We start from the raw sequence: 23,378 nt of genomic DNA, 5'->3' as shown, positions 1-23,378 counted from the left end.
CCGGATGGACACCCAGTAGATCGTGTGCGGATAATTCTATCGGGGTGGGCGGAATCAAGATCGTTTCGAAGGGCCTCGTCCGGGTCGTGCGGCACCCCGCGGGGCACCCCGCGCCGCGGGTCGAGGTCGTGCTGCCGAACGTGGACGCGGAGTCAGGACTTCCCTGTCGCGTTCAGTTCACCAGTCAGGTGAGGGAGCCCGATGACGTACAGCAACGGTAACCAGTACAGCGAGCAGGCCGTCGAGGCCCGCTACCGGAACTCGTTCGGCCGGGCGGGCGGGTACCTGCCGGAGGACCGGTCCGTCGTCCACGCCTGGCTGGAGGAGGTCGGCGGGTACGTCGAGCGGCAGCAGGCGCGGAACGCGATCGTGCGGCACGACATGATGTTCACGCCGGCCGGGGAGGCGGTCTTCCGCAACAGGGACCTCAACAGGGCGCTCGTGGGGATCATGCGGGAGTGGTGCGGGTACCTGGACAGCCCCGCCAGCCGTGAGGTGCTGACCACCGACCAATGGCTGTCACCGGCGGCTCGGCAGCAGCTCAAGCTCGACGACTTCGAGATCGACTTCGGGCGGCCCTACGGCGGGCTGGCCTCGTTCAACGACTTCTTCCACCGGGAGATCAGGCCCGAGAAGCGGCCGGTCGCGGGTGGCACGGATCCCAAGGTCATCGTCGCCCCCAACGACGGCAGGGTGGTCAGGATCCAGGGGAACGTGCAGCGCACCGACGAGTTCTGGGTCAAGGGCCAGCGCTACTCCCTCTACGACATGCTGGACGGCAGCGATCTGACGGAGGGCTTCGCGGGCGGCGACGTCTACCAGTCGTTCCTCTCCGGCGGTGACTACCACCGCTGGCACGCACCGGTCGGCGGTACGGTCATCAGCGCCCGGGTGGTCGAGGGGCTGACGTTCACCGAACTCGAATCGGCGGGCCACGACGAGGACGCCGGAGTGCAGTCGCAGATCTACGAGGCCTCGGTCAATGCCCGTGCCCTGGTCTTCATCAAGAGCGCCGACCCCGTCGGCGTCGTCTGCGTGATGCCCGTCGGCATCACCGAGATCTCCTCGCTCACCATCGGGGTCACGCCGGGGCAGACGGTCGAAAAGGGCGACGAGCTGGGGTACTTCAGCTACGGCGGCTCCAGCATGGTCGTGGTCTTCCAGCCGGGTGCGGTGGCCGCCTTCGACGTGCCGGACAACACGACCGGAGACATGGCGAAGGGCCAGTGGTGCGCGGTCAACTCGCAGATCGCCCACACCCGCTGAGGGACGTCTTCCCGCCGCAGACAGATCGCCGACAGATCGCCGACCGCGATCACTCATGAGGGCCCGCCGACGTGTCGGCGGACCCTTCGTGGTGAGTGCTGGCAGACCGAGCAGCCCCCCGTCACCGCCGTACGGGCGTGTCAGCCGCATGTGAGCCGCTGTCAGTGCCGTGTGTGCGCCGTGTGAGCGGCCCGGGTCAGTCTCTGAGTGCCTGACATTCCGCAGGCGGCCGGCCCGAGCTCACCGGGCGGCCTCGATCCCGAAGGAGACACCGGCATGAACACGCCTGTCACGATCATCGGCGCCGGGCTCAGCGGCCTCGTCCTCGCCCGCGTCCTGCGCCCCCACTACACCCTGCCGATCGGGCACCGGTGGGACCGGGTGCCGGGGGTGACCCTGGTCGGCGACGCCGCCCACCTCGTGGCCCCGAACGGCGAAGGCGCCAACCTGGCCATGCTCGACGGCGCCGAACTCGGCACGGCCCTCGCCGCACACCCCGACGACGTCGAGGCCGCGCTCACCGCGTACGAGCAGGCCATGTTCGCCCGCCCCACCGAGGACGTCGTCTTCGAAGGCGCCCAGGTCCAGGGAGCCGACTCCGGCGACAACACGGCCCGGCGCCTGGCCGACATGATCACCGAGTACGGCCGATGAGCCGTTCGACCCCCGCTTCGGAACGAGGAGTTCCTATGCATGACGTAGCGATCGTGGGCGCCGGCCCGGTCGGCCTGTTCCTCGCCTGCGAGCTGCGCCTCGCGGGCTGTTCCGTCCTGGTGCTGGAGCGGGAGCCGGAGCCGCGCTCCCCGTGGAAGGCGGAACCGCTCGGGATGCGAGGCCTGTCCGCCGCGTCGGTCGAGGCGTTCCACCGCCGGGGGCTGCTGCGCCCGCTGCTGACGGCCTCGGGCGCCCTCGACGACGCGGAGGGGGACTCCGGTGCGGACCCCGGTGCGGACCTCGACGCGGACGAGCCGTCACCCCCGCGCGGCGCGGGCCACTTCGCCGGCATGATGCTCGACCCGGCCAAGGTCGACCTCACCGCCCTGCCGTTCCGGCTGTCCGGCCCGGCGGCCGAGGGTGCGGTGACGAACCTCGAAGCGGTCGAGACGGTGCTCGCCGAGCGGGCGTCCGAGCTCGGCGTGGAGATCAGGCGCGGCGTCACGGTCACGGCCGTCGACCAGCACGACGGGAGTGTGGTCGCGCGGGGCGGCGAGCACGAGTACCCGGCGCGCTGGCTCGTCGGCTGCGACGGCGGGCGCAGCGCGGTGCGCCGGCACGCGGGCTTCGAATTCGTCGGCACCGAGCCGCAGTTCACCGGCTACGTCATGCACGCCACGGTCGCCGACCCGGAGAAGCTGCGCCCCGGGTTCAACCTGACGCCGATGGGCCTGTACCTCCGGACGCACCTGGACGGGCACATCGGCGTGATGGATTTCGACGGCGGCGCCTTCGACCGCTCGCAGCCACCGACCCGCGACCAGCTCCAGGAGGTCCTGCGCCGGGTCTCCGGCACCGACGTGACCCTGAGCGACGTCCGGCTCGCCTCGACCTTCACCGATCGGGCGATGCAGGCGACGACCTACCGCCAGGGGCGGGTGCTGCTCGCGGGCGACGCCGCCCACATCCACTCCCCGCTCGGCGGGCAGGGACTCAACCTCGGCCTCGGCGACGCCGTGAACCTGGGATGGAAGCTCGCGGCGACCGTGCGGGGGCACGCGCCGGACGGGCTTCTCGACACCTACACCGGTGAGCGCCATCCGATCGGCGCGGCGGTGCTCGACTGGTCACGCGCCCAGGTGGAGGTCATGAGGCCGGACCCGCACGCCCGGGCGATCCAGGGAGTGGTCCGGGACCTGCTCGGGACCCGGGACGGGACGACCTACGTCTTCGAGCGGACGTCGGGCTCGGCCAACCGCTACGACCTCGGCGGCGAACACCCGTTGACCGGCCGCAGCGCCCCGGACCTCCGCCTCGCGGACGGCACCCGCCTCGGTGACCTGATGCACGACGGGCGAGGGGTCCTGCTCGACCTCACCGCCGACCGGGCCCTGCACGGTTCGGCGATGGGCTGGGAGGGCCGGATCCGGTACGCGGCCGGGACGGCGAGGAACGACCTCGGCCTGGGCGCCGTGCTCGTCCGGCCCGACGGCACGGTCGCCTGGGCGGGCGATCGCGAACCCGATGGTGCGGCCTTCGAGCGTTCGGCCCTCGATCGTGCGGCCTTCGAGCGGGCCGCCGGCCGGTGGTTCGGTGGTCCGGAGCGCTGAGGCGGCCACCCCGTTCCTGAGGGACGCCCACCGGCCGGTGGCTCAGTCGAGCGCGGCCACCGGTACGGGCGCACTCCGCTCCGGGAGGTCGGTCGTCGTGTCGCGTGCGCCGCGCTCCGTGGGCGCCGGTGCCGGTACCGGCTCTCCGGCGAGTGCGGCCTTGGCGCGGCCGATGTCCAGCAGACCCTCCCAGCGGGCCACGACGAAGGTCGCGACGCAGTTGCCGAGCAGGTTGGTGACCACGCGCATGGTGTCCATCAGGCGGTCCGCCGCGAGCAGCAGAGCCACCGCGCCCGCGGGGAAGGCGTGCACGGCGGCGGCGGTCGCCGACAGGGCCAGGAACGCGGAGCCCGGGACGCCGGCCATGCCCTTGCTGGTGAGCATGAGCATCAGCACGATGGTGACCTGCTGGCCCAGCGACAGGTGCACGTCGAGCGCCTGCGCCATGAACAGGGTGGCCACGGAGAGGTAGATCGACGCCCCGTCGAGGTTGAAGGAGTAGCCGGTCGGCAGCACCAGCCCGGTCGGCGCCTCGCCGGCGCCCGCGTCGCGCAGCTTCTGCATCATCCTCGGCAGCACGACCTCGCTGGACGCCGTCGCCACCGCGAGTGAGAACTCGGACCGGGTGTAGAGGAGGAAGCGCCACAGGCTGAGCCCGGTGAACACCTTGAGCAGCACGGCCAGGCCCACCACGAACAGCAGCGCGGCACCGTAGCAGCAGGCGATGAGGGCGCCGTACGAGGAGAGCGCCGACATGCCGTACTGGCCGATCAGGTAGGCGGCGGAGCCGAACGCGGCGAGGGGCGCGAGCTTCATCACGTACCCGACGACCCGGAAGATCACCTGACCGGCCTGGTCGACCAGTTGCAGGACCAGCGGGGTGCGGGTGTGGCCCAGGTGTCCGATCGCCGTCCCGCAGAGCACGGCCAGCAACAGCACCTGCAGCAGCTGGTTGTTGGCGAAGGCCCCGACCGCGCTGGTCGGCACCAGGTTCAGCAGGAAGCCGGTGAAACCGGGGAGTTGGGCGCCTGCGGTCTTCTGGTCCACGGCCGCGGCGTCGAGTTTCGGGTGGCCGCCGGCGAAGCCCTGCCCGGGTTCGAGGAGGTTGCCGGCGGCCAGGCCGACCAGCAGGGCGACCGTGCTGACGACCTCGAACCAGATCAGTGCCTTGACGCCGATCCGTCCGACGGTCTTGATGTCGCCGGCCTTGGCGATCCCGAGCACCACCACGCAGAAGACCAGCGGCGAGATGACGGCCTTGATCGCGTTGAGGAAGGCGTCACCGATCAGCTTGAGGTGGTGAGCGCCGTCCGGCCACAGGTTCCCCACCGCGATCCCGAGCCCGATAGCGGCGATGACCTGGGCGAACGGTGAGAGCAGCACGGCCACGGCCCGGTTTCGGGCCGGCGCGGATGCGTCGGTCATGCGAATCCCCTTCCCGGAAGAATTCCGTACAGCGGAATGAATCTTCCGCATCGATGGGCGTGTGGTGGATTCTGCTGGCCGTTCGTCACACCCCCACGTCCCCGGCGTTAAGGCCGGGTGTCGTGCGGGCCGCCGGGGTCTCGACTCCTCCCGAGGAGCCCGGCGGCCGCCGCCGCGGCAGCGACGGTCAGGAGGCGCCGGTCGCGAGGTAGGTGCGCCAGTCGCCGTGGTGGGTGATGTCCGTTCCGGTGGACGCGGTGTGCGGGTCGCACTGGAAGCCCAGCACCCAGGTGCCGTCGGCGAGTTCGATCCGCCCCAGCGACATGGGGGAGGGCAGGGCGGCCAGGAAGCGGCCGAGGGCCGCGGGTGAGAGGGTCCAGCGTTCTCCGGCGATCGGGCCTCCGGCGCCCGGGCCGACGCGGACCAGGCCGGGCTTCGGCGGGACGGTGGTCAGCGCGGTGAGGCGGTAGGCCGCGCTCGTGGTGACCTCGCCCGCGTAGCGTGCGCCGGTGTCGGTGAGCTGGTGGTTGAGGGGCTGGCCGCGCAGGTGGGCGCCGAAGACGGCGAGGTCGAGTCCCGTGCCGGGCAGGGGAGTCGGGGCCTGTTCGTCGGTGAGGCGGGCGGCGATGTCGAGGGCGGGCTGGTCCTCGAAGGCGCGGGTGATGACGCTGACGCCGAAGGGGCTGCCGTCGGCCTCGCCGGCCGGCACGGCGACGGCGGCGAGGTCGAGGAGGTTGACGAAGTTGGTGTAGGTGCCCAGGCGGGAGTTGACGGCCACGGGGTCGGCCTGGACGGCGGCGATGTCGGGGTGCTCGGTGGTGGTCGGCAGCAGCAGCGCGTCGTAGCCGGACAGGAGGCGGCGGGCGAGCGCCTTGTACCCGTCGAGGCGTTCCTGGTCGGCGGCCAGGGCGTGGGCGGGCAGTCCGCCGGCGGCGAGGATGATCCCGGCCACGGTCGGGTCGGCGGCCGACGGGTCACCGGCGATGAACTCGCCCACGGCGGCGTAGCGTTCGGCGACGAGCGCGCCGTCGTAGAGGAGGCGTGCCGCCTGCAGCAGGGGTGAGACGTCGATGACGGTGGCCTCGGCGCCGGCGGCCTCCAGGCGCTTGACGGCCGTACGGAACGCGGCCCGCGCCTCCGGCGAGAGCGGCGCGAGGTCCTCGTCCCGGGGGACCGCGAGGCGGGGGTGCTCCGGGGCCGACAGCCGTACGTCCTCCGGCCAGGCGCGGCTGAGCGGATCGCCCTCGTCGGGGCCGATCATCACGGCCAGGGCCCGCTGGGCCTCGGTGAGGGTACGGGCGAAGACGGTGACGGCGTCGTAGGAGCGGGCGGCGGGGACGACTCCGGTGGTGGGGACCAGTCCGAGCGTGGGCTTGATGCCGACGATGTCGTTGAGGGCGGCGGGGACGCGGCCGGAGCCGGCGGTGTCGGTGCCGAGGGCGATGTCGGCGATGCCCAGGGCGACGGCGACCGCCGAACCGGAGCTGGAGCCGCCGGAGATCTTCTCGGGGCGCAGCGCGTTGCGGACGGGGCCGTAGGGGCTGCGGGTGCCGACCAGACCGGTGGCGAACTGGTCCAGGTTCGTCTTGCCGAGGACGAGCGCGCCCGCGTCCACCAGCCGTTGCACGGCGGGCGCCGAGCGCCCCGGCGGGTAGGCGTAGTCGGGGCAGGCGGCGGTGGTGGGCAGGCCGGCCACGTCGATGTTGTCCTTGACGGCCACCAGGGTGCCGGCCAGGGGCAGTTCGGCCCCCGCGGCGATGCGCCGGTCCAGCTCGCGGGCCTCGGCCAGGACGTCGGTCTCGGGGCGCAAGGTGATCCAGACCTCGGGCCGGTCGGCTTCGGCGATGCGCCGGTAGGCGTCGGTGACGCGCTCGGCGCAGCTGACGGTCGGGGCCTGGGTCATGCGGTCTCCTCTTCCAGGACGGATTCAACGACGGATTCAACGACGGATTCCATGGTGGACTCCCTGACGACGGCCAGCGGGGTGCCGCCGTCGATCTGCTGGCCGGGGGTGACGAGCACGTCGGCGATGACGCCGCCGGCGGGGGCCCGGACCACCACCTCCATCTTCATGGCCTCCAGAACGAGGAGCGGCTGGCCGGCTTCGACCCGGTCTCCCGGCTGGGCCTCGACCTTCCACACGGTCGAACTGAGCGGCGCCTCGACCAGGACACTGCCCGGTTCGAGGGTCAAGGAAGCGGCGTCCTGGACGACCGCCTCCGGTGCCTCACGGGGGGCGAACTCGCCCGCCTTCTCCCACGCCTGGCGTTCCGCCTCGAAGGCGGCCGCCTGGCGGGTGCGGAAGGCCGCGATGCTGTCGGCGTTCTCGCGCAGGAACCTCTCGTGCTCGCCGAGGGAGAAGGTGCCGGGCCGGATGTCCAGGGCGGTGCGTCCGGCGGTGAGGTCGGCGCGGATGTCGAGGAGTTCCTCCGGGCTCACCGGGTGCCAGATGATCCGGTCGAAGAAGCGCAGCAGCCAGGGTTGGCCGTCGGCGAAGGAGCGGGGCGGGCGCAGGCCGCCCCAGACGGGGACGGTGCGGCCGATGAGCTGGTACCCGCCGGGGCTCTCCATGCCGTAGACGCACAGGTAGGCGCCGCCGATGCCGACCCCGCCCTCGGCGGTCCAGGTGCGGGCCGGGTTGTACTTGGTGGTGACCAGGCGGTGGCGCGGGTCGAGCGGGGTGGCGGCGGGGGCGCCGAGGTAGACGTCGCCCAGGCCGAGCACGAGGTACTGGGCGTCGAAGACCGTCCGTCGTACGTCCTCCACGCTGTCCAGGCCGTTGATGCGGCGGATGAAGTCGAGGTTCGACGGGTTCCACGGCGCGTCGTCGCGGACCGAGGCCGTGTAGCGGGCGATGGCCTCCTCGACGGTCGGGTCGTCCCAGGAGAGCGGGAGGTGGACCGCCCGGCTGGGCACGGTCAGGTCGGCGGTCGCGGGGAGCTGGTCCTCCGCCTCCTGGAGCAGACCGAGGAGGGTGCGCAGGGGGAGCACGTCGGGGTCGGTGTGCAGGTGCAGGGAGCGCACGCCCGGTGTGATGTCGACGAGCCCCGAGGGGCGCAGCGCGTGCAGGTGCTGGGCGAGGGCGTGGACGCGCATGCGCAGCGACAGGTCGAGCGTCATCGGGCCGTACTCGACCAGGATGTTGTCCTCGGCACCGCGCCGGTACGTCACCTCGGGGGTGGTGTCGGTGGCCGGGCGGCGGGCGATGACACCGTCGTCGCCGTCCGGGCCGGCGTTCGTCGGGAGGGTGAGCAGGGCGGGGGAGCGGCGCAGGGCGTCGGCGGTCGTCTCGCCGACGGGGACGAAGCGCACGGTGTCGCCGGGGCGCAGCTGTCCGGTCTTCCAGCGGTCGGCGCGGACGATGGTGACGGGACAGGCGAAGCCGCCGAGGCTGGGGCCGTCGGGGCCGAGGATGGCGGGCGTGTCACCGGTGAAGTTGACCGCGCCGACGGAGTACGCGGTGTCGTGGACGTTGGAGGGGTGCAGGCCGGCCTCGCCGCCGTCCGGCCGGGCCCATTCGGGACGCGGGCCGATGAGCCGTACGCCGGTGCGGGCGGACTGGGCGGAGACCTTCCAGTCCGTCTCGTAGACGGTGCGCAGGCCGTCGCGGGTGAGGAAGTCCGGTGCGGGGTGCGGTCCTTCGCTGACCGCGATCCGCCAGTGGGTGGTGAGGTGCGGGCGGTCCGCGGCCGGCACCGCCGAGGGGGCGGGGGCGTCGGCGGCGGGCGCGGCCGGGCGCAGGACGTCTCCGGCGCGCAGCGCCCGTCCGGCGTGCCCGCCGAAGGCGCCGAGCGTGAAGGTGGCGGTGCTGCCGAGGTAGTCGGGAAGGTCGAGGCCGCCGCGGACGAGGACGTAGGTCCGCATGCCGGGGCCCTTCGGGGTGCCCACGTCCAGGACCTGGCCGGCCGCCAGTTCCAGCGGCTGCCACTGCTCGACGGGCCGTCCGTCGACCCGGACCTCGGCCGGGGCGCCGGTCACGCAGACGACCGTCGGGTGGGAGAAGCGCAGGGCCGCTCCTTCCAGGGTGCACTCCAGGCCCGGCGCGCCCTCGGGGTTGCCGACGGCGGTGTTCCCGAGGCGGAAGGAGAGGTCGTCCATCGGGCCGCCGGGCGGGATGCCGACCTCCCAGTAGCCGGTGCGCCCGGGCCAGTCCTGCACGGTGGTCTGCGCGCCGCCGCGTACGACGTCTATGCGCGGTCGCGGATCGGTGATGCCCGCGAGGGTGGCGGTGGTGTGCCGGGCGGCCCGCACGTCGGGCGCCTGGCAGACCGCGCGGAGCAGGCCGAGGTTGGTCTCCACGCCGTCGATCCTGGTGTCGGCCAGGGCCCGCGCGAGGCGGTCGAGGGCCTCGGCGCGGGTGTCGCCGGTCGCGATGATCTTGGCGATCATGGGGTCGTACGCCGTGGAGATCAGCTGCCCGGTCTCGGCCCAGCCGTCGACGCGGACGCCGTCGGGGAAGCGGACCCGGGTCAGCAGGCCGGAGCTGGGCCGGTGGTCGAGGGAGGGGTCCTCGGCGTAGATCCGGGCCTCGACCGCGTGGCCGCGGGGGACCGGCTCGTGGAGGAAACCGGTCTCGCCGCGGGCCAGCCGCAGCATCCAGGCGACGAGGTCGACGCCGTGGGTCTCCTCGGTGACCGGGTGTTCGACCTGGAGGCGGGTGTTGACCTCCAGGAAGTACGCCTCCTGGCGCGCGGCGTCGTAGACGAACTCCACGGTACCGGCGGAGCGGTAGTCGACCGACGCGCACAACTCCCGTGCCGTCGTGTGGAGTCGGGCTCGGACGTCGGAGGGGAGGTCCGGTGCCGGGGCTTCCTCCAGGACCTTCTGGTTGCGGCGCTGGAGGGAGCAGTCGCGGTCGCCGAGCACGGCGATCCCGCCGGCGCCGTCGCCGAAGACCTGCACCTCGACGTGGCGGGCGCTGTCGACGTACCGCTCCAGGAAGACCCCGCCGTCACCGAAGCTGCCCTGGGCCAGGCGGGTGACCTGGGTGAACGCCTCCCGCAGCTCCAGCGGTCCGGCACAGGCCCGCATGCCGATGCCGCCTCCGCCGCCGGTGGCCTTGAGCATGACCGGGTAGCCGACCGTCTCCGCCGCGCCCAGGGCCTCCGCCTCGTCGGCGAGCAGGCCGCTGCCGGGCAGCAGGGGGACTCCGGCCGCCAGCGCGGCGGCCCGGGCGGTGTGCTTGGCGCCGAAGACCTCCAGCTGGGCCGGGGTGGGGCCGATGAACACCAGGCCGGCCGCCTCCACCGCGGCGGCGAAGGAGGCGTTCTCGGAGAGGAAGCCGTAGCCGGGGTGGATCGCCCCCGCGCCGGTGGCGAGGGCCGCCTCCAGCACCAGGTCGGCGCGCAGGTAGCTGTCGGCGGCGGGCGCCGGGCCGAGTCGTACGGCCTCGTCGGCCATCCGGACGTGCGGGGCGGTGCGGTCGGCGTCGGAGTACACCGCCACCGTGCGCAACCCGAGGGCGTGTGCGCTGCGCAGGATGCGGCAGGCGATCTCGCCGCGGTTGGCTACGAGCAAGGTGTCGAACACGATGGCGGCTCCTCCGGAGCGGGCGGCGGGGCGGTGGGGGCGGTGCTTGACGGGCTGCCGGTGTCGCGAGGTGTGTCTCTGGGCGTGTCGGGGTGTCTGTGGGTCAGACGGTGACCGGCTGTGCGGGCAGTACGTGGTCGCCGACCTTGTCGGTGCTCAGGCACAGCGAGCAGACGACCGCTTCGTGGGTCGCGCAGGCGGTCAGGTCGGGGCGCTCGTAGGGCTGGCGGCAGACGTGGCAGTCGAGGGTGACGGCGCTGGGGTTGCCCGCGGCGTCGAGCAGGGGCTCGTCGATGCCGTCGCCGGTGCGGCGCAGGTAGTACCGGCCCTTGGTGACGATCGCCATCAGCGGGGTGAGGACGAAGGCGATGACGGCGGCGGCCACGGGGGAGTACGGCTGCAGGGTGTCGCCGAGGGCGTGGAAGTACATGGCGATCGACAGGCCCGAGGCGGCGGTGAAGGCCACCACGCCGACCGGGTTGACGGCGTGGAGCATCCCGCGGCGGAACTCCGGCTGGAGCGGGGAGAGCTTCAGCAGGTACTTGTTGACGCCGATGTCGGTGGCGACGGTGACGACCCAGGCGATCGCGCAGTTCGAGTAGAAGCCCAGGATGCTGTTGAGGAAGCTGAACATGTCGGCCTCCATCAGGACGAGCGCGAAGCCGAGGTTGACCAGGACGAAGACCATCCGGCCGGGGTAGTGCTTGGTGACCCGGGTGAAGGAGTTCGTCCAGGCCAGCGAGCCGGAGTAGGCGTTGGTGACGTTGATCTTGATCTGGCTGATCACGACGAGGGCCACGGCGAGCGGGACGACGAGCCAGGACGGCATCATCGCGTCGAAGGCGCCCTTGAACTGCTGGATCGGCTCCGGGGCGGCGGCCGCGCCGACCTTGGTGATGATGTAGACGGCGAGGAAGACGCCGATGGCCTGCTTCAGGGCGCCGAGGACCACCCAGCCGGGGCCGGCCATGATCACGGCGGTCCACCAACCGCGCTTGTTGGCCTCGGTCTTGGGCGGCATGAAGCGCAGGTAGTCGATCTGCTCGCCGATCTGTGCGATCAGGGACAGGCAGACGCCGGCGCCGAGCAGCACGGAGGCGGGGTTGACGCCGCCCTCGCCGCCGGTGCCGGCGTAGGAGAGGAAGCGGTCGACGCTGCCGGGGTCGTCGGCGATCAGGTAGACCAGCGGGGCGACCATCAGCACCAGCCAGACCGGCGTCGTCCACACCTGGAGCTTGCTGAGCGCCTTCATGCCGAAGATCACCAGGGGGATCACCATCAGCGTGGAGACCGCGTAGCCCAGCCACAGCGGCAGCCCGAGGCCGAGCTTGAGGCCCTGGGCCATGATCGAGCCTTCGAGGGCGAAGAAGATGAAGGTGAAGCTGGCGAAGATGACGCTGGTCAGTACCGAGCCGTAGTAGCCGAAGCCGGAGCCGCGGGTGATCAGGTCGAGGTCGACGTTGTAGCGGGCGCCGTAGTAGGCGAGCGGGAAGCCGGTGACGAAGATGACCACGGCGGCCACGGCGATCGCCACGAGCGCGTTGCCGGTGCCGTGGGCCAGGCCGATGCCGGCACCGATGGAGAAGTCGGCCATGTAGGCGATGCCGCCGAGCGCGGTGGTCGCCACGACCATCGGGGTCCAGCGGCGGTAACTGCGGGGCGCGAAGCGGAGGGTGTAGTCCTCCAGGGTCTCCTTCGTCGCCTGGCTCTTCGCGGTGCCGGGTGGTGCGGTCGTCGTCAGCCGTGACTCGGCGGTGCTCATGGTCAGCCCTTCCGGCGTGCGGGTGTGTGTGGGGGATTCAGAGACGGTCGGCGTGCATGGCCATCTGGGTGATGGCGCGCTGGGCACGTTCCAGCACCACGGCCATCGAGTCGCCGACATGGGCGTGCAGGGCCCGGTAGCCCTCGTCGAGCCGTCCGTCGCGGACGAGTTCCATGATCTCGATGTGTTCGGCGATGGTCGTCTCGACCCGGTCCTGGGTGAGGAAGTCGTACATTCGCACTTGGCGGATCCGCTCGCTGACGGCCACCAGGGCGTCGGTGAGCGCGGGGTTGCCGGAGGCGCGGGAGAGCTCGGCGTGGAAACGCTCGTCCTGCACGACGAACCGCGGGTCGGGCGCCGGGGGGCACTTCCGCATCGCGTACCAGCGGTCCAGCTCGACGGTGATGACCGCCGGGTCGTGCCTGAGGGAGGGGTCCTCGATCGCCCGTGCGACACCGCGCAGCTCCAGGGTGACCCGGAGCTCGTAGAAGTCCTTCAGCTGCCTGAGGTTGGGGATCGTGACGAAGAAGCCGCCGTCCCCCCGCTCGATCAGCCCGTCGGACGCCAGCCGCGCCAGTGCCTCCCGCACCGGGGTCCGCGACACCCCGAACCGCGCCGCCAGCCGCACCTCGGCCAGCCGCTCGCGGGCACCGAACTCGCCGTCGAGCACGGCCGCGCGGAGCTTCGCGTAGACCGTCTCGCGCAGTGAGGGCGTGGGCGGCGCTCCCGCCGCCGGCGCGGCATCCGCCGGCACGGCATCCGAGGGCGTATACAGCTTCGCATCCATGAGCGGAGACACTAGGAACCGCGTGTTTCCCCAGGAGCCCGCGCGGGGTGAACGGCTCGTTACCGGAATCTCACCTGCACTCGCGCCCCCGGCCTGCCGACCGCTCCGAACTCCCGCAAGGCCTGCGGTCCCTGAGAAGCCGCTGGGGACGTGGTCGAGACACGCGTGAGGGCCGGGGCGCGTCAGCATCGATCCGATCGATGCTGATGCGCCCCGGCCCTCGGGGTGTGCGGGGTGTCCGGCTCAGCCGGTGTAGTACCAGAACTCCGGCTGGTAGCCCTCGAAGGGGTCCTGGACCGGCATGTGGAGGCCGTTGGCCACCTCGAAGATGGCCACGACGTCGTCGGTGTAGATCACCGGCTGGTGGTCGTTGACGTAGTCCTCGTAGGCGTACATGTCCTGGATGTCGTTGCTGGTGATCGTCTTGGCGATCAGTTCGTCCAGGTGCGGGTCCGAGTAGCCCCAGACGTTCGCTGCGGCGCCGGTGGCGAAGAGGGAGTCGCCGGTCGGGTAGAGCTGGGGGGAGTAGACCCAGCCGCCGTACATGACGGCGTCCCAGGCGCAGCCGTCCGGGTTGGCGGGGGTGCAGAGGGAGGCTTCGGTCTGGAGGTGGTCGACGGGCACCTCGGCGAGGTTCACGGAGATCCCCGACTGCGCGAGGTTCGTCCGGTAGGAGGCCATGATCCCCGGGAGGTCGGCGTTGCCGCCCTGGTAGTCCAGGTCGAACTCCGCCTTGTCGCCGGCGGCGATGTCGGCACCGCACTGCCCCGGGCCCGTCCCCGGGTTCCGGCACACGGCGGGCGTGGTGGTCAGGTCCCAGCCGTTGGCGGCCATCAGGCCGCGGGCCTCGGCGAGGTCGAACTTGATGGTGTGCTGCTGGGCGTTGGGGGACAGCGGGTTCCCGGCGGGGATCGCCGGCACGGCGCCGATCGTCGGGTGGCCCCAGCCCTTGCGGGCGCCGTCGATGACGCTCTGCTGGTCGTAGGAGTCCTGGAGCGCCTTGGTGAAGTAGGGCTGCCGGAACAGCTTGCCGTGCCGGGTGCTCCGGAAGTTGAGCTGGTAGTAGTCGATGGAGTTCAGGTAGGTCAGCGGTGCGATGTGGTAGCCCTGCCCGGCCAGCGGGTTGCCGGCCTGGAGGTCGTTCGGGTCGTACCGGGCCGCGTGGGACTTGGGCAGGATGCCGATCTGCAGGGCGTTCGGGCTGGACGTGCCGGCCTTCAGATCCGCGTACTGGGTCTCGGCGTCCTTGTACGGGACGAAGTCGACCTCGTCCAGGTACGGCTTGTGGACGCCGGAGTAGGCCTTGTTGCGGACGATGGCGTAGGCGCCGGACGCCGCGTCGTAGGACTTGAGCTTCCAGGGGCCGTCCGAGATCTGCCAGAGCGGGTTGGTCGCGAAGGTCTTCTTGTCGACCGAGGCCGCGCTCAGGTAGCGGAAGACCGGATCGCAGTCGGCCTTCAGCGTCGGGGCGTCCACCGCGTCGGCCGCGCATCTGCCGCGCGCGCCGTCGGGGCCGGTCACGTCCCAGGCCCGGGGCATCGGCGTGATCGTGGTCAGGACGTTCTGCAGCACCCAGGTCCGGTTGTAGGCCTGGTCGAAGGTGATCGAGATGCCGTGCTCGGAGACCGCCGTGGAGACCACGTTGTCCGGGAAGTAGTTGGTCGTCGTCCCCGCGATGGTCATCGGCGGCGTGTAGTAGCCGTCGTGCTCCTTCTCGGCCTTGGACATGTTGATCCAGAACTGGATGTCGCGGCCGGTGAGCGGTTCGCCGTTGCTCCACTTCCACTTCTTGAGCCCGACGGTGACGGTCCGTCCGTCGGCGCTCCAGACCGGGGCCTTGGCCGGCGACAGGTCGTCGTCGATGGCGATCCGGTCGTCCCGTCCGGCGAAGTACAGCGGACGGAAGAAGAACTGCTGGAACTCCCCGATGTTGATCGAGGTGACCTGGTTGACGTCCATGAACGGCCAGATCACGTTGGGGCTGTCGTTCGGCCGCTGCGCGATGCGGACCGTCCCGCCGTGCTTGGGGTGCGGCTTGGCGGCCGCCGGGCCGCCGGTGTCGTCGGCGGGGTTGGCGGCGGCAGCCGTGGTGGCCGCCCCGACGGTCACGAGGGCGACGGCCACGACACCCGCCTTCGCCAGGAAGCTGCGGACTCTGCCGATGTGCATGAGGACCTTCCGTTCGAAGCGGGACGCCGGGGTGGTCACGAGCCCTGCCGGATCAGCTGGGCCCGATGTCGGCGCCTTCGCCGGAGCGTCCCGCGTAGGCGCAGGACCCGTGCGGTGCCGCCGGGTGAGCCGTGTGTGCCACCGCTGCGTCGACGTCCCCGACCAGGACGGCGATCTTCTTGACCATGCCCCTTCATGCCCTCTCGTGAATGAATCCGTTTCCCGTACCTGGCATAGCCTCGTGCATGACAATCCCGGGCGGTTCCCGTTCCGATACCGCTCGGCGGGGATCGGTACCGGAGGGTCCTGTCCCGACGGTCCTGTGCTGAAGGGGCCGGAGCGTCAGACCGGGATGCGCCCCGGGCTGGGCCGGTCCGCGCCGTCGAGCACGGTGGCCGCCGCCTCCATGCCCTCCAGGGCGCGGGCCGCCTCGATCCGGTAGCCGATCGCACTCGCGTGCCGGTAGGCGTAGCGGTGCGCCTTCAGCGCCCCCTCGAAGTCCCGTACGGCGAACCGCACCCGGCCGACGATGTTCGCGACGGCCGCCTGGCGCACCGGGGTCCGGCTCGCCTCGGCCAGCCGCAGGGCGCTCTCGACCGACTCGGCGGCCGCCGCCGGATCCCCGCTCAGGGCCGCGACCTCGGCGCAGACCGCCAGCAGCAGGGCGACGTTGCCGGGGAGCTTCGACTCGTCCGACAGCGGTCTGGCCTGCTCCACGCAGGCCCGGGCCTGCGACAGTTCGCCGCAGCGCAGGTGGGCGACGGCCTTGTCGGTCAGGGCCGCGATCTCGATCTCGACCGCGTGCAGCCGGCGGCTGATCTCCACGGCCGCCTGGGCCGATTCGACGGACCGGCGGAAGTCGCCGCAGTTCTCGTGGAGCATGCTCAGCACGGTCAGCGATTCGGCGGTCTCCCGGTACAGGCCGGCCTCGGTGCCCAGCGCGATGCTCCGCTCCAGGTGCGGCAGGGCGGCGTCGTAGGCGCCCACGGTCGTCAGCAGCATCCCGAGGGTGCCCCGGCAACGCGCCTCGGCGTGGGCGTTGTTGATGGCGATGGAGGCGGCGAGCCCCTCCTCGGCGGCCGCGACCCCCTCCGGGAGCCGGCCGACCTTCCAGCAGACGGCGGCCAGGTTCGACAGGCTCAGCAGCAGCAGCGAGGAGTCGCCGAGCCGTCGGGCGCAGGCGACGGCGATCTTGGCGACCTCGTAGTAGTCCTCGAAGCAGCCGCGGAGGTTGAGGTGGTAGGCCAGGTTGCGGGCCAGGTAGGCGGCGTGCAGGTCCAGCCGCTCCTGCTCGGCCCGCCGGACCACGGCGATCAGGCTGGAGTGCTCGCGGTCGAGCCACTCCAGGGCGGCGCCGTGGTCCGGGAAGCGCGGCAGGTACGGCGACTCCGGCCGGAAGGTGGTGTCCAGCCGGCGCCAGTACGGGAACACCTGGGCGCAGGCGTCGTCGCTGGCCTGGCAGTAGTAGTCGAGCAGCCGCCGCAGGGCGATGCCGGCCTCGCCGTCCGCGTCGGGCAGCCGGAGCGCGAACGCCCGGACCAGGTCGTGGAATCCGTACCGGCCGTCGTTGCGCAGCTGCAGGAACCGTACGTCCATCAGTGATTCCAGCGCCGAGTCGGCGGCGGGCAGGTCGCGGGCGAGCAGGGCCGCGGCCGAGTGGACGTCGAGGGCGCCGCCCGGGTGCTGGGCGGTGAGCCGGAACGCGGTGCGGACCGGCGGCTCCATGGCGTCGTACGAGGACCGGAGGGTCGCCTCGACGCTGCGGTCGGTGCTGCTGAGTTCGTCCAACCGCCGGGTCTGGTCGGCGAGCCTGCGCACCATCCGGTCCAGCGTCCAGCCCGGGCGGTTCAGCAGCCGGGCCGAGGCGATCCGCAGGGCCAGCGGGAGGTGGCCGCAGAACTCGGCGAGGTCCCGGGCGGCGGGCAGGTCGGCGGCGACGAGGTCGGCGCCGAGGGTCCGGGTCAGGAACGCGGAGCTCTCGTGCGGCGAGAGCTCGCGCAGCGAGACCCACCGGGCGCCGTCGAGGTCCACCAGCCGGGCGCGGCTGGTGACGATCGCGATGCTGCCCGCGGTCGCCGGCAGCAGGGGCCGGATCTGGCCGACCTCCCGTACGTTGTCGAGGACGAGCAGGTAGCGGCGGTCGGTCAGGCAGTTGCGCCACATGCCGGTCCGGCCCGCGAGGTCGTCGGGTATCTCGTCCGGGCGCTTGCCGAGGGAGCGCAGCAGGATGTCGAGCGCGGTGTTCGCGCCGATGGGCTCCTCGCCCGGGCTGTGGCTCTGCAGGTCCAGGAAGATCTGGCCGTCCGGGAAGGCCGCGGCGATGGTGTGGGCCGCCCGGATCGCGAAGGAGGTCTTGCCGCAGCCGCCGATGCCGTCGACGGCGACGATCCGCCCGCCCGCCGTCCCGGCTTCGGCGGCGGCCGCCACGACCGCGGCCAGCTCCGAGGACCGCCCGACGAAGTCCGGCAGGTCGCTCGGCAGCAGGCGGGGAACGGTGGCGGGCTGCTGCGGGGGCTCGGCCGGCTCGGGCGCCGGCCGCGCCGCCGGGGTGGCGGCCAGGAGGTCCGGGCTGTCCTTCAGGACCGCCTCGTGCAGGCCGATCAGCTCCGGGCCCGGGTCGACGCCGAGCTCCTCGCCCAGCAGCCGCCGTACGGACCGGAACACGTCGAGCGCGTCGGCCCGGCGTCCGGACCGGTACAGGGCGAGCATCAGGTGGGCGTACAGCCGTTCCCGCAACGGGTTGGCCGCGACGAGGTCGCGCAGCTCGCCGACGAGCTCCGGGCCCTCCCCGGAGTCCAGCCGGAGCGCCAGCAGCTGTTCGAGGGCGGCCATCCGGCGCTCCTCCAGGGCCGCCGAGGCCGCCGAGATCACCGCGCTCCCGTGGTCGTCGAGGGAGGCTCCGCGCCACAGGTCCAGGGCCGTACGGAGTTCCTCCGCCGCCCGGTCGCTCCGGCCGTCGCCGAGCAGGGCCTGCGCCCGCTGGACGGCCGCGGCGAACCGGGTCGAGTCCAGGTCGTCGTCGTGCACGGCGATGCGGTACCCGGTGCCGACGGTCTCGATGAGCAGCTTGCCGCCGGGGAGCCGGGTGCGCAGGTTGGAGACCGCCTTGCGGACCTGGTGGGTGGCCGTCTCCGGCGAGGTCTCGCCCCAGATCCCCTCGACGATCCGGGCCACGGACAGGACCTGCCCCGGTGCCAGCAGCAGCAGGGTCAGGACCTTCTCGTTCACCCTGCCGCCGAGCGGAATCCGCCGGTCCCCGGCCCACACCTCCAAGGGCCCCAACAGCAGGTACCGAGGACTTCCCACAATGCTCCCTCCCCCCGCACGCGCCGTACCGTCGGGACAACTCTCCGCATCCTAAGGCCGTAGTGGATCAACCGAACGGGGTCTACCGCATTTTGCCCGGATTTGACGTGGGGCAACGTTCGGTGACCGGCCGGGGAATTGCGGGCGGCCTCCGGACGGGCCCGTGGCAATTCCGGCATATCGGCCGGAATGCCGAGTTCGGCAGGGTCGGTAGGTCTATTTTCGCGACCTGCGTGCCACAACCTGCCGCAAAGTCAAAAGTGTGAGGTTGCAGGGCCTTTGAGCCAATCCGTGCAGCCGTCGACCCATGTTACCTGGCGTTACAATTCAGGCTTTCCGCTGGCTCGCTCCGCCCGGCCGGGAGCGCCTCGGGAGCGCCCCGGGAGCGGCCCGGGAACGGATCGGGAAGCGGTCACGGCAGTCTTTTCCTCGGCGGTGCAGCGGCTGAACGCCGCCTCGGACGCATCGCACTTGCCAGCGGAGAAACCGAATGACTGCCGAGATCCTGGAAACACCCACGGACGCATCGATTCTGGACCCACTGCGGTTCAGGCTCGACGAACTCAGGGCCAACCGGCTCTACCGAGAATTCCTCCCGGTCGCCCATCAGGCGGCCCAGCCCGGCCACACCAGGCACAACGACCGCCTGGTGCAGGTCTGGTGCAGCAACGACTACCTGGGCCTGAGCCAGCACCCGGACGCCATCGCCGCGCAACAGGCCTCGGTCGCGCGGCACGGCACCGGCACCGGCGGGTCGCGCAACATCGCCGGCACCAGCGTGGCGCACGTCGAGCTGGAGCAACGGGTCGCCGAGTGGCACGGCAAGGAGCGTGCCCTGGTCTTCTCCAGCGGCTACGTGGCCAACTTCGAGTCGCTCAGCACCCTGATCGCCGCCACGCCCGGCATGGTGGTGTTCTCCGACGCGCTCAACCACCGGTCGCTGATCGAGGGCATCATCCGCTCCGGCGCGCCCAAGCAGGTGTTCGCGCACAACGACGTGGACGACCTGCGCGCCCGGCTGGAGGCGACCCCCGCCCACCTGCCGAAGCTCATCGTGTTCGAGTCGGTGTACTCGATGGACGGCGACACCTCGCCGCTGTCGGAGATCCTCGACCTCGCCGAGGAGTTCAACGCGCTGACCTGGCTCGACGAGACCCACTCGATCGGGGTGCGCGGTGCCTCCGGCGCCGGCCTCAGCGAGGAGCTCGGCGACCACCGGGCGACCTTCGTGCAGGGGGTCTTCGGCAAGTCCCTCGGCACGGTGGGCGGTTACGTGGCCGGCCCGGACGTCGCCCTGGACTACGTACGGTCGCAGGCCCCCGGGTTCATCTTCACCACGGCGCTGCCCCAGGCCTCCATGGACGCCACCCTCTGCACGCTGGACATCGTCCAGAAGGGGATCGAGCTCCGTGCCGAGCTGGACGCCAACGTCGCCCTGCTGAAGGCCGAACTGCGCGCCCGCGGCATCGAGTTCCTCGACGCCGACAGCCACCTCGTGCCGGTGATGGTGCGCGGGGCCGAGCGGGTCCGCCAGGTGGCCACGATGCTGCTGGAGCAGCACGACATCTACGTCCAGCCGATCAACTACCCCTCTGTCGCCAAGGGCAGCGAGCGCTACCGCGTGACCGTCGCCCCGTACCGGACACCGGAGCAGATCGCCCGGTTCGCCGAATCGCTGCACCACTGCCTGCGGGCCTTCGGCCCCGCGACCCAGACCCCGGAGGAATCGCGATGACCGCCAAGAAGCAGAGCAACCCGTACGTCGGCGCGGAGTTCACCGACGTCACCTACGAGGACCTGCAGGACCCGGTCCTGTGGGCGGACCTGATCGACTCGCTGCACGCCCACGACGTGGTCGTGGTCCGCTCCATCGACCTGACGCCCGAGCAGCAGATCGAGCTCGCCCGGCGGCTCGGCCGCCCCGTGCCGTTCGTGATCGGCAAGTACCGGCACCCGGAGTTCGAGGAGATCATGATCTCCTCCAACGAGCAGAAGGACGGCAAGCCGGTCGGCGTCGCCCGGGTCGGCAACTTCTGGCACCAGGACTCCACCTTCGTCGCCGACCCCGCGCCGTTCACCATGCTGCACGGCGTCAACGTGCCCTCCACCAGCGGGCACACCAAGTTCGCCAGCGCGGTGGACGTGTACGACCGCCTCCCCGAGGAGTGGAAGGCCCGGCTGGCCGACCGGACCGGCAACCACACCGTGAGCAAGCGGCTGCGCATCCGTCCGGAGCACGTCGGCCTGTCCGCGGCCGAGTTCCGGGCCCAGGCCGAGTACGAGCACCCGCCGGTGCAGCACCCCGTGATCGCCAAGGACGAGCGGACCGGCCGGTCCTACGTCTACGGCAGCCGGGAGTACATGGACGGCGTCGAGGGCTTCGACCCCAACGAGAACGAGGCCTTCTTCTCGCTGCTGGACGACCTGATCACGGACGAGAGCCACGTCTACACCCACCGGTGGACGCCGCACGACCTGGTCATCTGGAAGACCCGTACGACCTACCACATCGCCACCGAGGTCGAGCCGGGCGTCGGGCGCACCGTGCACCGCGTCAGCATCGAGGCGGCCGGCGGCGACGCGAAGCCGGTCGAAGAGCGGGTGCAGTGAGCGCCATCGCGGACTTCGCCGTCCGGTACCCCGAGGGGCGGGTCGACGTGCAGGGCCTGCACGCCGCCTCCGGGGTGCCGGTGGCCGACATCCTGGCCGTCACCCACGCCGAGGGGTTCCCCGGGCTGGGTGAGGAGGAGGCCTCCTGGGAGCTGGCGCGGGACGCGGCCCGCGCCGTCCTGGAGCGCACCGGAGTCGCGCCGGAGCGGATCGGCACCGTCATCTACGCCGGCTCGGGGGAGTGGGACCACCCGTTCTGGTCCCCGGCGGCCAAGGCCGCGCACGCGCTGGGCATCGAGCGGGCGCACTGCTTCGAGGTCGGCAACTTCTGCAACGCGGGTGCCACCGCCCTGCGGATCGCGGGCGACCGGCTCGACGCGCAGGGCTCGGGCCACGCCCTGGTCCTGGTCGCCGACCGGCTGAGCCGCCTGGTCGACCGCTCCGACCCCGCCAGCCTGGACCTGTTCAACTTCGGCGACGCGGCGGCCGCGGTCCTGCTCACCGCCGGGACCGGGCCCTTCACCCTCGCGCACTCCGCCATGCGCACCGACGGCAGCTGGGCCGACTACTACCGCGGGGAGCACCGCCCCGGCGGCGTGGTGATCCGGCAGGAGCCCCACCGGCGCGGCCTGGCGGACGCCTACGTCGAGAACTTCGGCGCCCTGGTCGAGGAGACCCTGCGGGCCCTCGGGGCCAAGCTCGACGACGTCGCCTACCTGCTGATCAACCACGGCGACCGGTGGATGCACCAGCGGCTGCTGGCCACCCTCGGCCTGCCCGAGGAGAAGTCGGTGTTCGCCTACCACCGGCAGGGCCACATGGGCGGCGCGGACACCCTGATCGCGCTGCGCGAGCTGGTCGACGAGGGCCGGGTGCAGGACGGTGACCTGATCCTGCTGGCCACCAGCGCGATGGGGTTCAGCTGGGGGATCACTGCTCTGGAGTGCCGACTGTCAACTTGACCCGGCCCTGAAGGGACCGGGCTTGTGGGTAGGGCGCGGCTGGCTGCCGCGTGGCCTCCCACGTCTGAGCCACCTAAGGGGTGGCTGGGACGCGTGACTCACGCCCCGCACTCCACGCAGCCTCGCCCTTGCGGGCGATGTTGCGGGACGCGTTCCGGTCGGCGTGGGCAACAACCCCGCAGGACCGGCAGACGAACATGGCCTGGGAGACCCGGTTCTTCTTCTCGATGTGATGGCAGTCGGCGCAGGACTGCGAGGTGTACGCCGGATCGACGTGGACCAGCGCCACACCGGCACGCTGCGCCTTGTACTGAAGGAAGGACCCGAGCTGATGGAACGCCCAGGAGTGGAGCGCGACCTGTTGGGGCTTGCGGAGCCGTGCCCGGTCGCGGATCCCGCTCAGGTCTTCGAGCGCGATACCCTTCCCGGTGCGTTGAGCCTCGGTCACGATCGTCTTCGCGATGATGTGGTTGGTGTTGGCGGCGTGCCGCTGTTCGGTGCGGTTGCGCTTCTTCAGCAGGCGTTTGGCGGACTTGGTGCCCTTGGCCTGCAGTTTCCTGCGCAGGTCGAGCTGACGCTTTTGGTGGCGGTTCAGCCCGCGCCCGGCCATCGGCTTCATGCCGTCCACCGTGGCGATGTTGACGATCCCGAGATCCACCCCGAGCCATCCGGTGGGCTCGGCCGCCGGCTCGGCGGGAACCTCGCACACCGCGATCAGGAAGAACATCCCGTCACGCTCGACCAGGTCGCTCTCGCCCTTGCGATACAGCCGAAGGGTCTCCAACGCCTCGGGCGAGCAGGCGAAGGCCAGGTCCTTCATCCGGCCGGCCGTGGTCCAGATCGACACCGTCCTCGCGTCGTACTGCCAGGACAGGCACCGGTCGTCGAAGGGCTGAGCCGCGTTCTCGCGGAAGAAGACCGGCTTGGACAGTGCCTTGGCCCGGCGCTTGGACCCTGGCTTGCCGAGGTTCCCGGCCCGGATGTTGGCCCTCAGCGTGGCGTAGGCGTCCACGACCTTCTTCACCACTCGCACCGCGGGCTGGGCCGAGAGGCCGAACTCCGCCTTGACCGCGCCGTACACCAGCTTCTGCAAGTCGTTGCGGGAGAAGACCCGGCTCTCGAACGCCGTGACCGACACCGCGTCAGCGGCCCGATTGCACGCACGCAGGGTAGCCCCCATAGTCGACGCCTGCTCAGGCGACGGTAGGAGCTTGACCCGCATGACGATCTTCACGCCCAGCAAGCTAACAGGAGGCACTGACAATGCACGCCGACCGGAAACGAAACGAACTCCGGTG

The 23,378-nt window shown here is 71.6% G+C and carries 14 protein-coding genes and 1 pseudogene; 6 read left to right on the top strand and 9 right to left on the bottom strand.

Translation table 11 applies throughout. The features are described from left to right. The first annotated feature begins 201 nt into the window (after positions 1-201). The 3 genes and pseudogenes from ACYP53_RS20320 to ACYP53_RS20310 all read left to right on the top strand — a co-directional run bounded on the left by ACYP53_RS20320 (position 202) and on the right by ACYP53_RS20310 (position 3,530). Positions 202-1,266 (top strand): phophatidylserine decarboxylase associated domain-containing protein, encoded by a 1,065-nt coding sequence (locus ACYP53_RS20320; protein ID WP_459648397.1) that lies wholly within the window; start codon positions 202-204, stop codon positions 1,264-1,266. 327 nt (positions 1,267-1,593) lie between these two features. After that, a pseudogene (locus tag ACYP53_RS20315) lies at positions 1,594-1,920 on the top strand (FAD-dependent oxidoreductase); the annotation flags it as partial. 35 nt (positions 1,921-1,955) lie between these two features. Beyond that, on the top strand, positions 1,956-3,530 hold the full coding sequence (locus ACYP53_RS20310; RefSeq protein ID WP_459648396.1) for an FAD-dependent oxidoreductase: 1,575 nt from the start codon (positions 1,956-1,958) through the stop codon (positions 3,528-3,530). A gap of 42 nt (positions 3,531-3,572) precedes the next feature. Here ACYP53_RS20310 and ACYP53_RS20305 read toward each other — a convergent pair whose 3' ends face one another. The 8 genes from ACYP53_RS20305 to ACYP53_RS20270 form a co-directional block, all read right to left on the bottom strand. Beyond that, the gene (locus ACYP53_RS20305; RefSeq protein ID WP_459648395.1) at positions 3,573-4,955 is read right to left on the bottom strand and encodes a cation:dicarboxylate symporter family transporter; all 1,383 of its coding nucleotides are present in this window, start codon (positions 4,953-4,955) and stop codon (positions 3,573-3,575) included. A gap of 187 nt (positions 4,956-5,142) precedes the next feature. Beyond that, on the bottom strand, positions 5,143-6,858 hold the full coding sequence (gene atzF, locus ACYP53_RS20300; protein ID WP_459648394.1) for an allophanate hydrolase: 1,716 nt from the start codon (positions 6,856-6,858) through the stop codon (positions 5,143-5,145). Continuing rightward, entirely contained in the window at positions 6,855-10,484 is a 3,630-nt protein-coding gene (gene uca, locus ACYP53_RS20295; protein WP_459648393.1) for an urea carboxylase, read from the bottom strand. Before uca ends, atzF begins: the two co-directional genes overlap by 4 nt. 103 nt (positions 10,485-10,587) lie before the next feature. Then, positions 10,588-12,246 carry a purine-cytosine permease family protein gene (locus tag ACYP53_RS20290; RefSeq protein WP_459648392.1) on the bottom strand — a complete coding sequence of 553 codons (1,659 nt, stop codon included), beginning with the start codon at positions 12,244-12,246 and terminating at the stop codon, positions 10,588-10,590. 37 nt (positions 12,247-12,283) lie between these two features. After that, positions 12,284-13,033 (bottom strand): GntR family transcriptional regulator, encoded by a 750-nt coding sequence (locus ACYP53_RS20285; RefSeq protein WP_459648391.1) that lies wholly within the window; start codon positions 13,031-13,033, stop codon positions 12,284-12,286. A gap of 243 nt (positions 13,034-13,276) precedes the next feature. After that, the gene (locus ACYP53_RS20280; protein WP_459648390.1) at positions 13,277-15,202 is read right to left on the bottom strand and encodes an ABC transporter substrate-binding protein; all 1,926 of its coding nucleotides are present in this window, start codon (positions 15,200-15,202) and stop codon (positions 13,277-13,279) included. Between the two features lie 52 nt (positions 15,203-15,254). Next, positions 15,255-15,389, bottom strand: coding sequence for a hypothetical protein (locus ACYP53_RS20275; RefSeq protein WP_268256537.1), 135 nt, complete (start codon positions 15,387-15,389; stop codon positions 15,255-15,257). 155 nt (positions 15,390-15,544) lie between these two features. Beyond that, complete coding sequence (locus tag ACYP53_RS20270; protein ID WP_459648389.1) at positions 15,545-18,430, bottom strand: AfsR/SARP family transcriptional regulator; 2,886 nt, start codon at positions 18,428-18,430, stop codon at positions 15,545-15,547. Positions 18,431-18,998: 568 nt separating this feature from the next. On the opposite strand from ACYP53_RS20270, the gene hemA reads away from it, so the two are divergent. The 3 genes from hemA to ACYP53_RS20255 are packed head-to-tail and all read left to right on the top strand — an operon-like array spanning position 18,999 to position 22,080. Next, entirely contained in the window at positions 18,999-20,243 is a 1,245-nt protein-coding gene (gene hemA / locus ACYP53_RS20265) for a 5-aminolevulinate synthase (protein WP_459648388.1), read from the top strand. Continuing rightward, entirely contained in the window at positions 20,240-21,118 is an 879-nt protein-coding gene (locus ACYP53_RS20260; protein WP_189914330.1) for a TauD/TfdA dioxygenase family protein, read from the top strand. The genes hemA and ACYP53_RS20260 overlap by 4 nt, the downstream gene beginning before the upstream one ends. After that, complete coding sequence (locus ACYP53_RS20255; RefSeq protein WP_459648387.1) at positions 21,115-22,080, top strand: 3-oxoacyl-ACP synthase III family protein; 966 nt, start codon at positions 21,115-21,117, stop codon at positions 22,078-22,080. Before ACYP53_RS20260 ends, ACYP53_RS20255 begins: the two co-directional genes overlap by 4 nt. Positions 22,081-22,153: 73 nt before the next feature. On the opposite strand, the gene ACYP53_RS20250 is transcribed toward ACYP53_RS20255, so the two are convergent. Then, entirely contained in the window at positions 22,154-23,314 is a 1,161-nt protein-coding gene (locus ACYP53_RS20250) for an RNA-guided endonuclease InsQ/TnpB family protein (RefSeq protein ID WP_459648386.1), read from the bottom strand. Positions 23,315-23,378: the final 64 nt, after the last annotated feature.

This window comes from Kitasatospora sp. Ki12, from assembly GCF_054601375.1.
This window is presented reverse-complemented; position numbering and strand designations above follow the sequence as displayed.

Coding starts and splice junctions, on each gene's coding strand:
- ACYP53_RS20280 (WP_459648390.1), bottom strand. CDS start 15,202: ATGCACATCGGCAGAGTCCGCAGCTTCCTGGCGAAGGCGGGTGTCGTG.
- ACYP53_RS20305 (WP_459648395.1), bottom strand. CDS start 4,955: ATGACCGACGCATCCGCGCCGGCCCGAAACCGGGCCGTGGCCGTGCTG.
- ACYP53_RS20285 (WP_459648391.1), bottom strand. CDS start 13,033: ATGGATGCGAAGCTGTATACGCCCTCGGATGCCGTGCCGGCGGATGCC.
- ACYP53_RS20260 (WP_189914330.1), top strand. CDS start 20,240: ATGACCGCCAAGAAGCAGAGCAACCCGTACGTCGGCGCGGAGTTCACC.
- atzF (WP_459648394.1), bottom strand. CDS start 6,858: ATGACCCAGGCCCCGACCGTCAGCTGCGCCGAGCGCGTCACCGACGCC.
- hemA (WP_459648388.1), top strand. CDS start 18,999: ATGACTGCCGAGATCCTGGAAACACCCACGGACGCATCGATTCTGGAC.
- ACYP53_RS20290 (WP_459648392.1), bottom strand. CDS start 12,246: ATGAGCACCGCCGAGTCACGGCTGACGACGACCGCACCACCCGGCACC.
- ACYP53_RS20320 (WP_459648397.1), top strand. CDS start 202: ATGACGTACAGCAACGGTAACCAGTACAGCGAGCAGGCCGTCGAGGCC.
- ACYP53_RS20310 (WP_459648396.1), top strand. CDS start 1,956: ATGCATGACGTAGCGATCGTGGGCGCCGGCCCGGTCGGCCTGTTCCTC.
- ACYP53_RS20275 (WP_268256537.1), bottom strand. CDS start 15,389: ATGGTCAAGAAGATCGCCGTCCTGGTCGGGGACGTCGACGCAGCGGTG.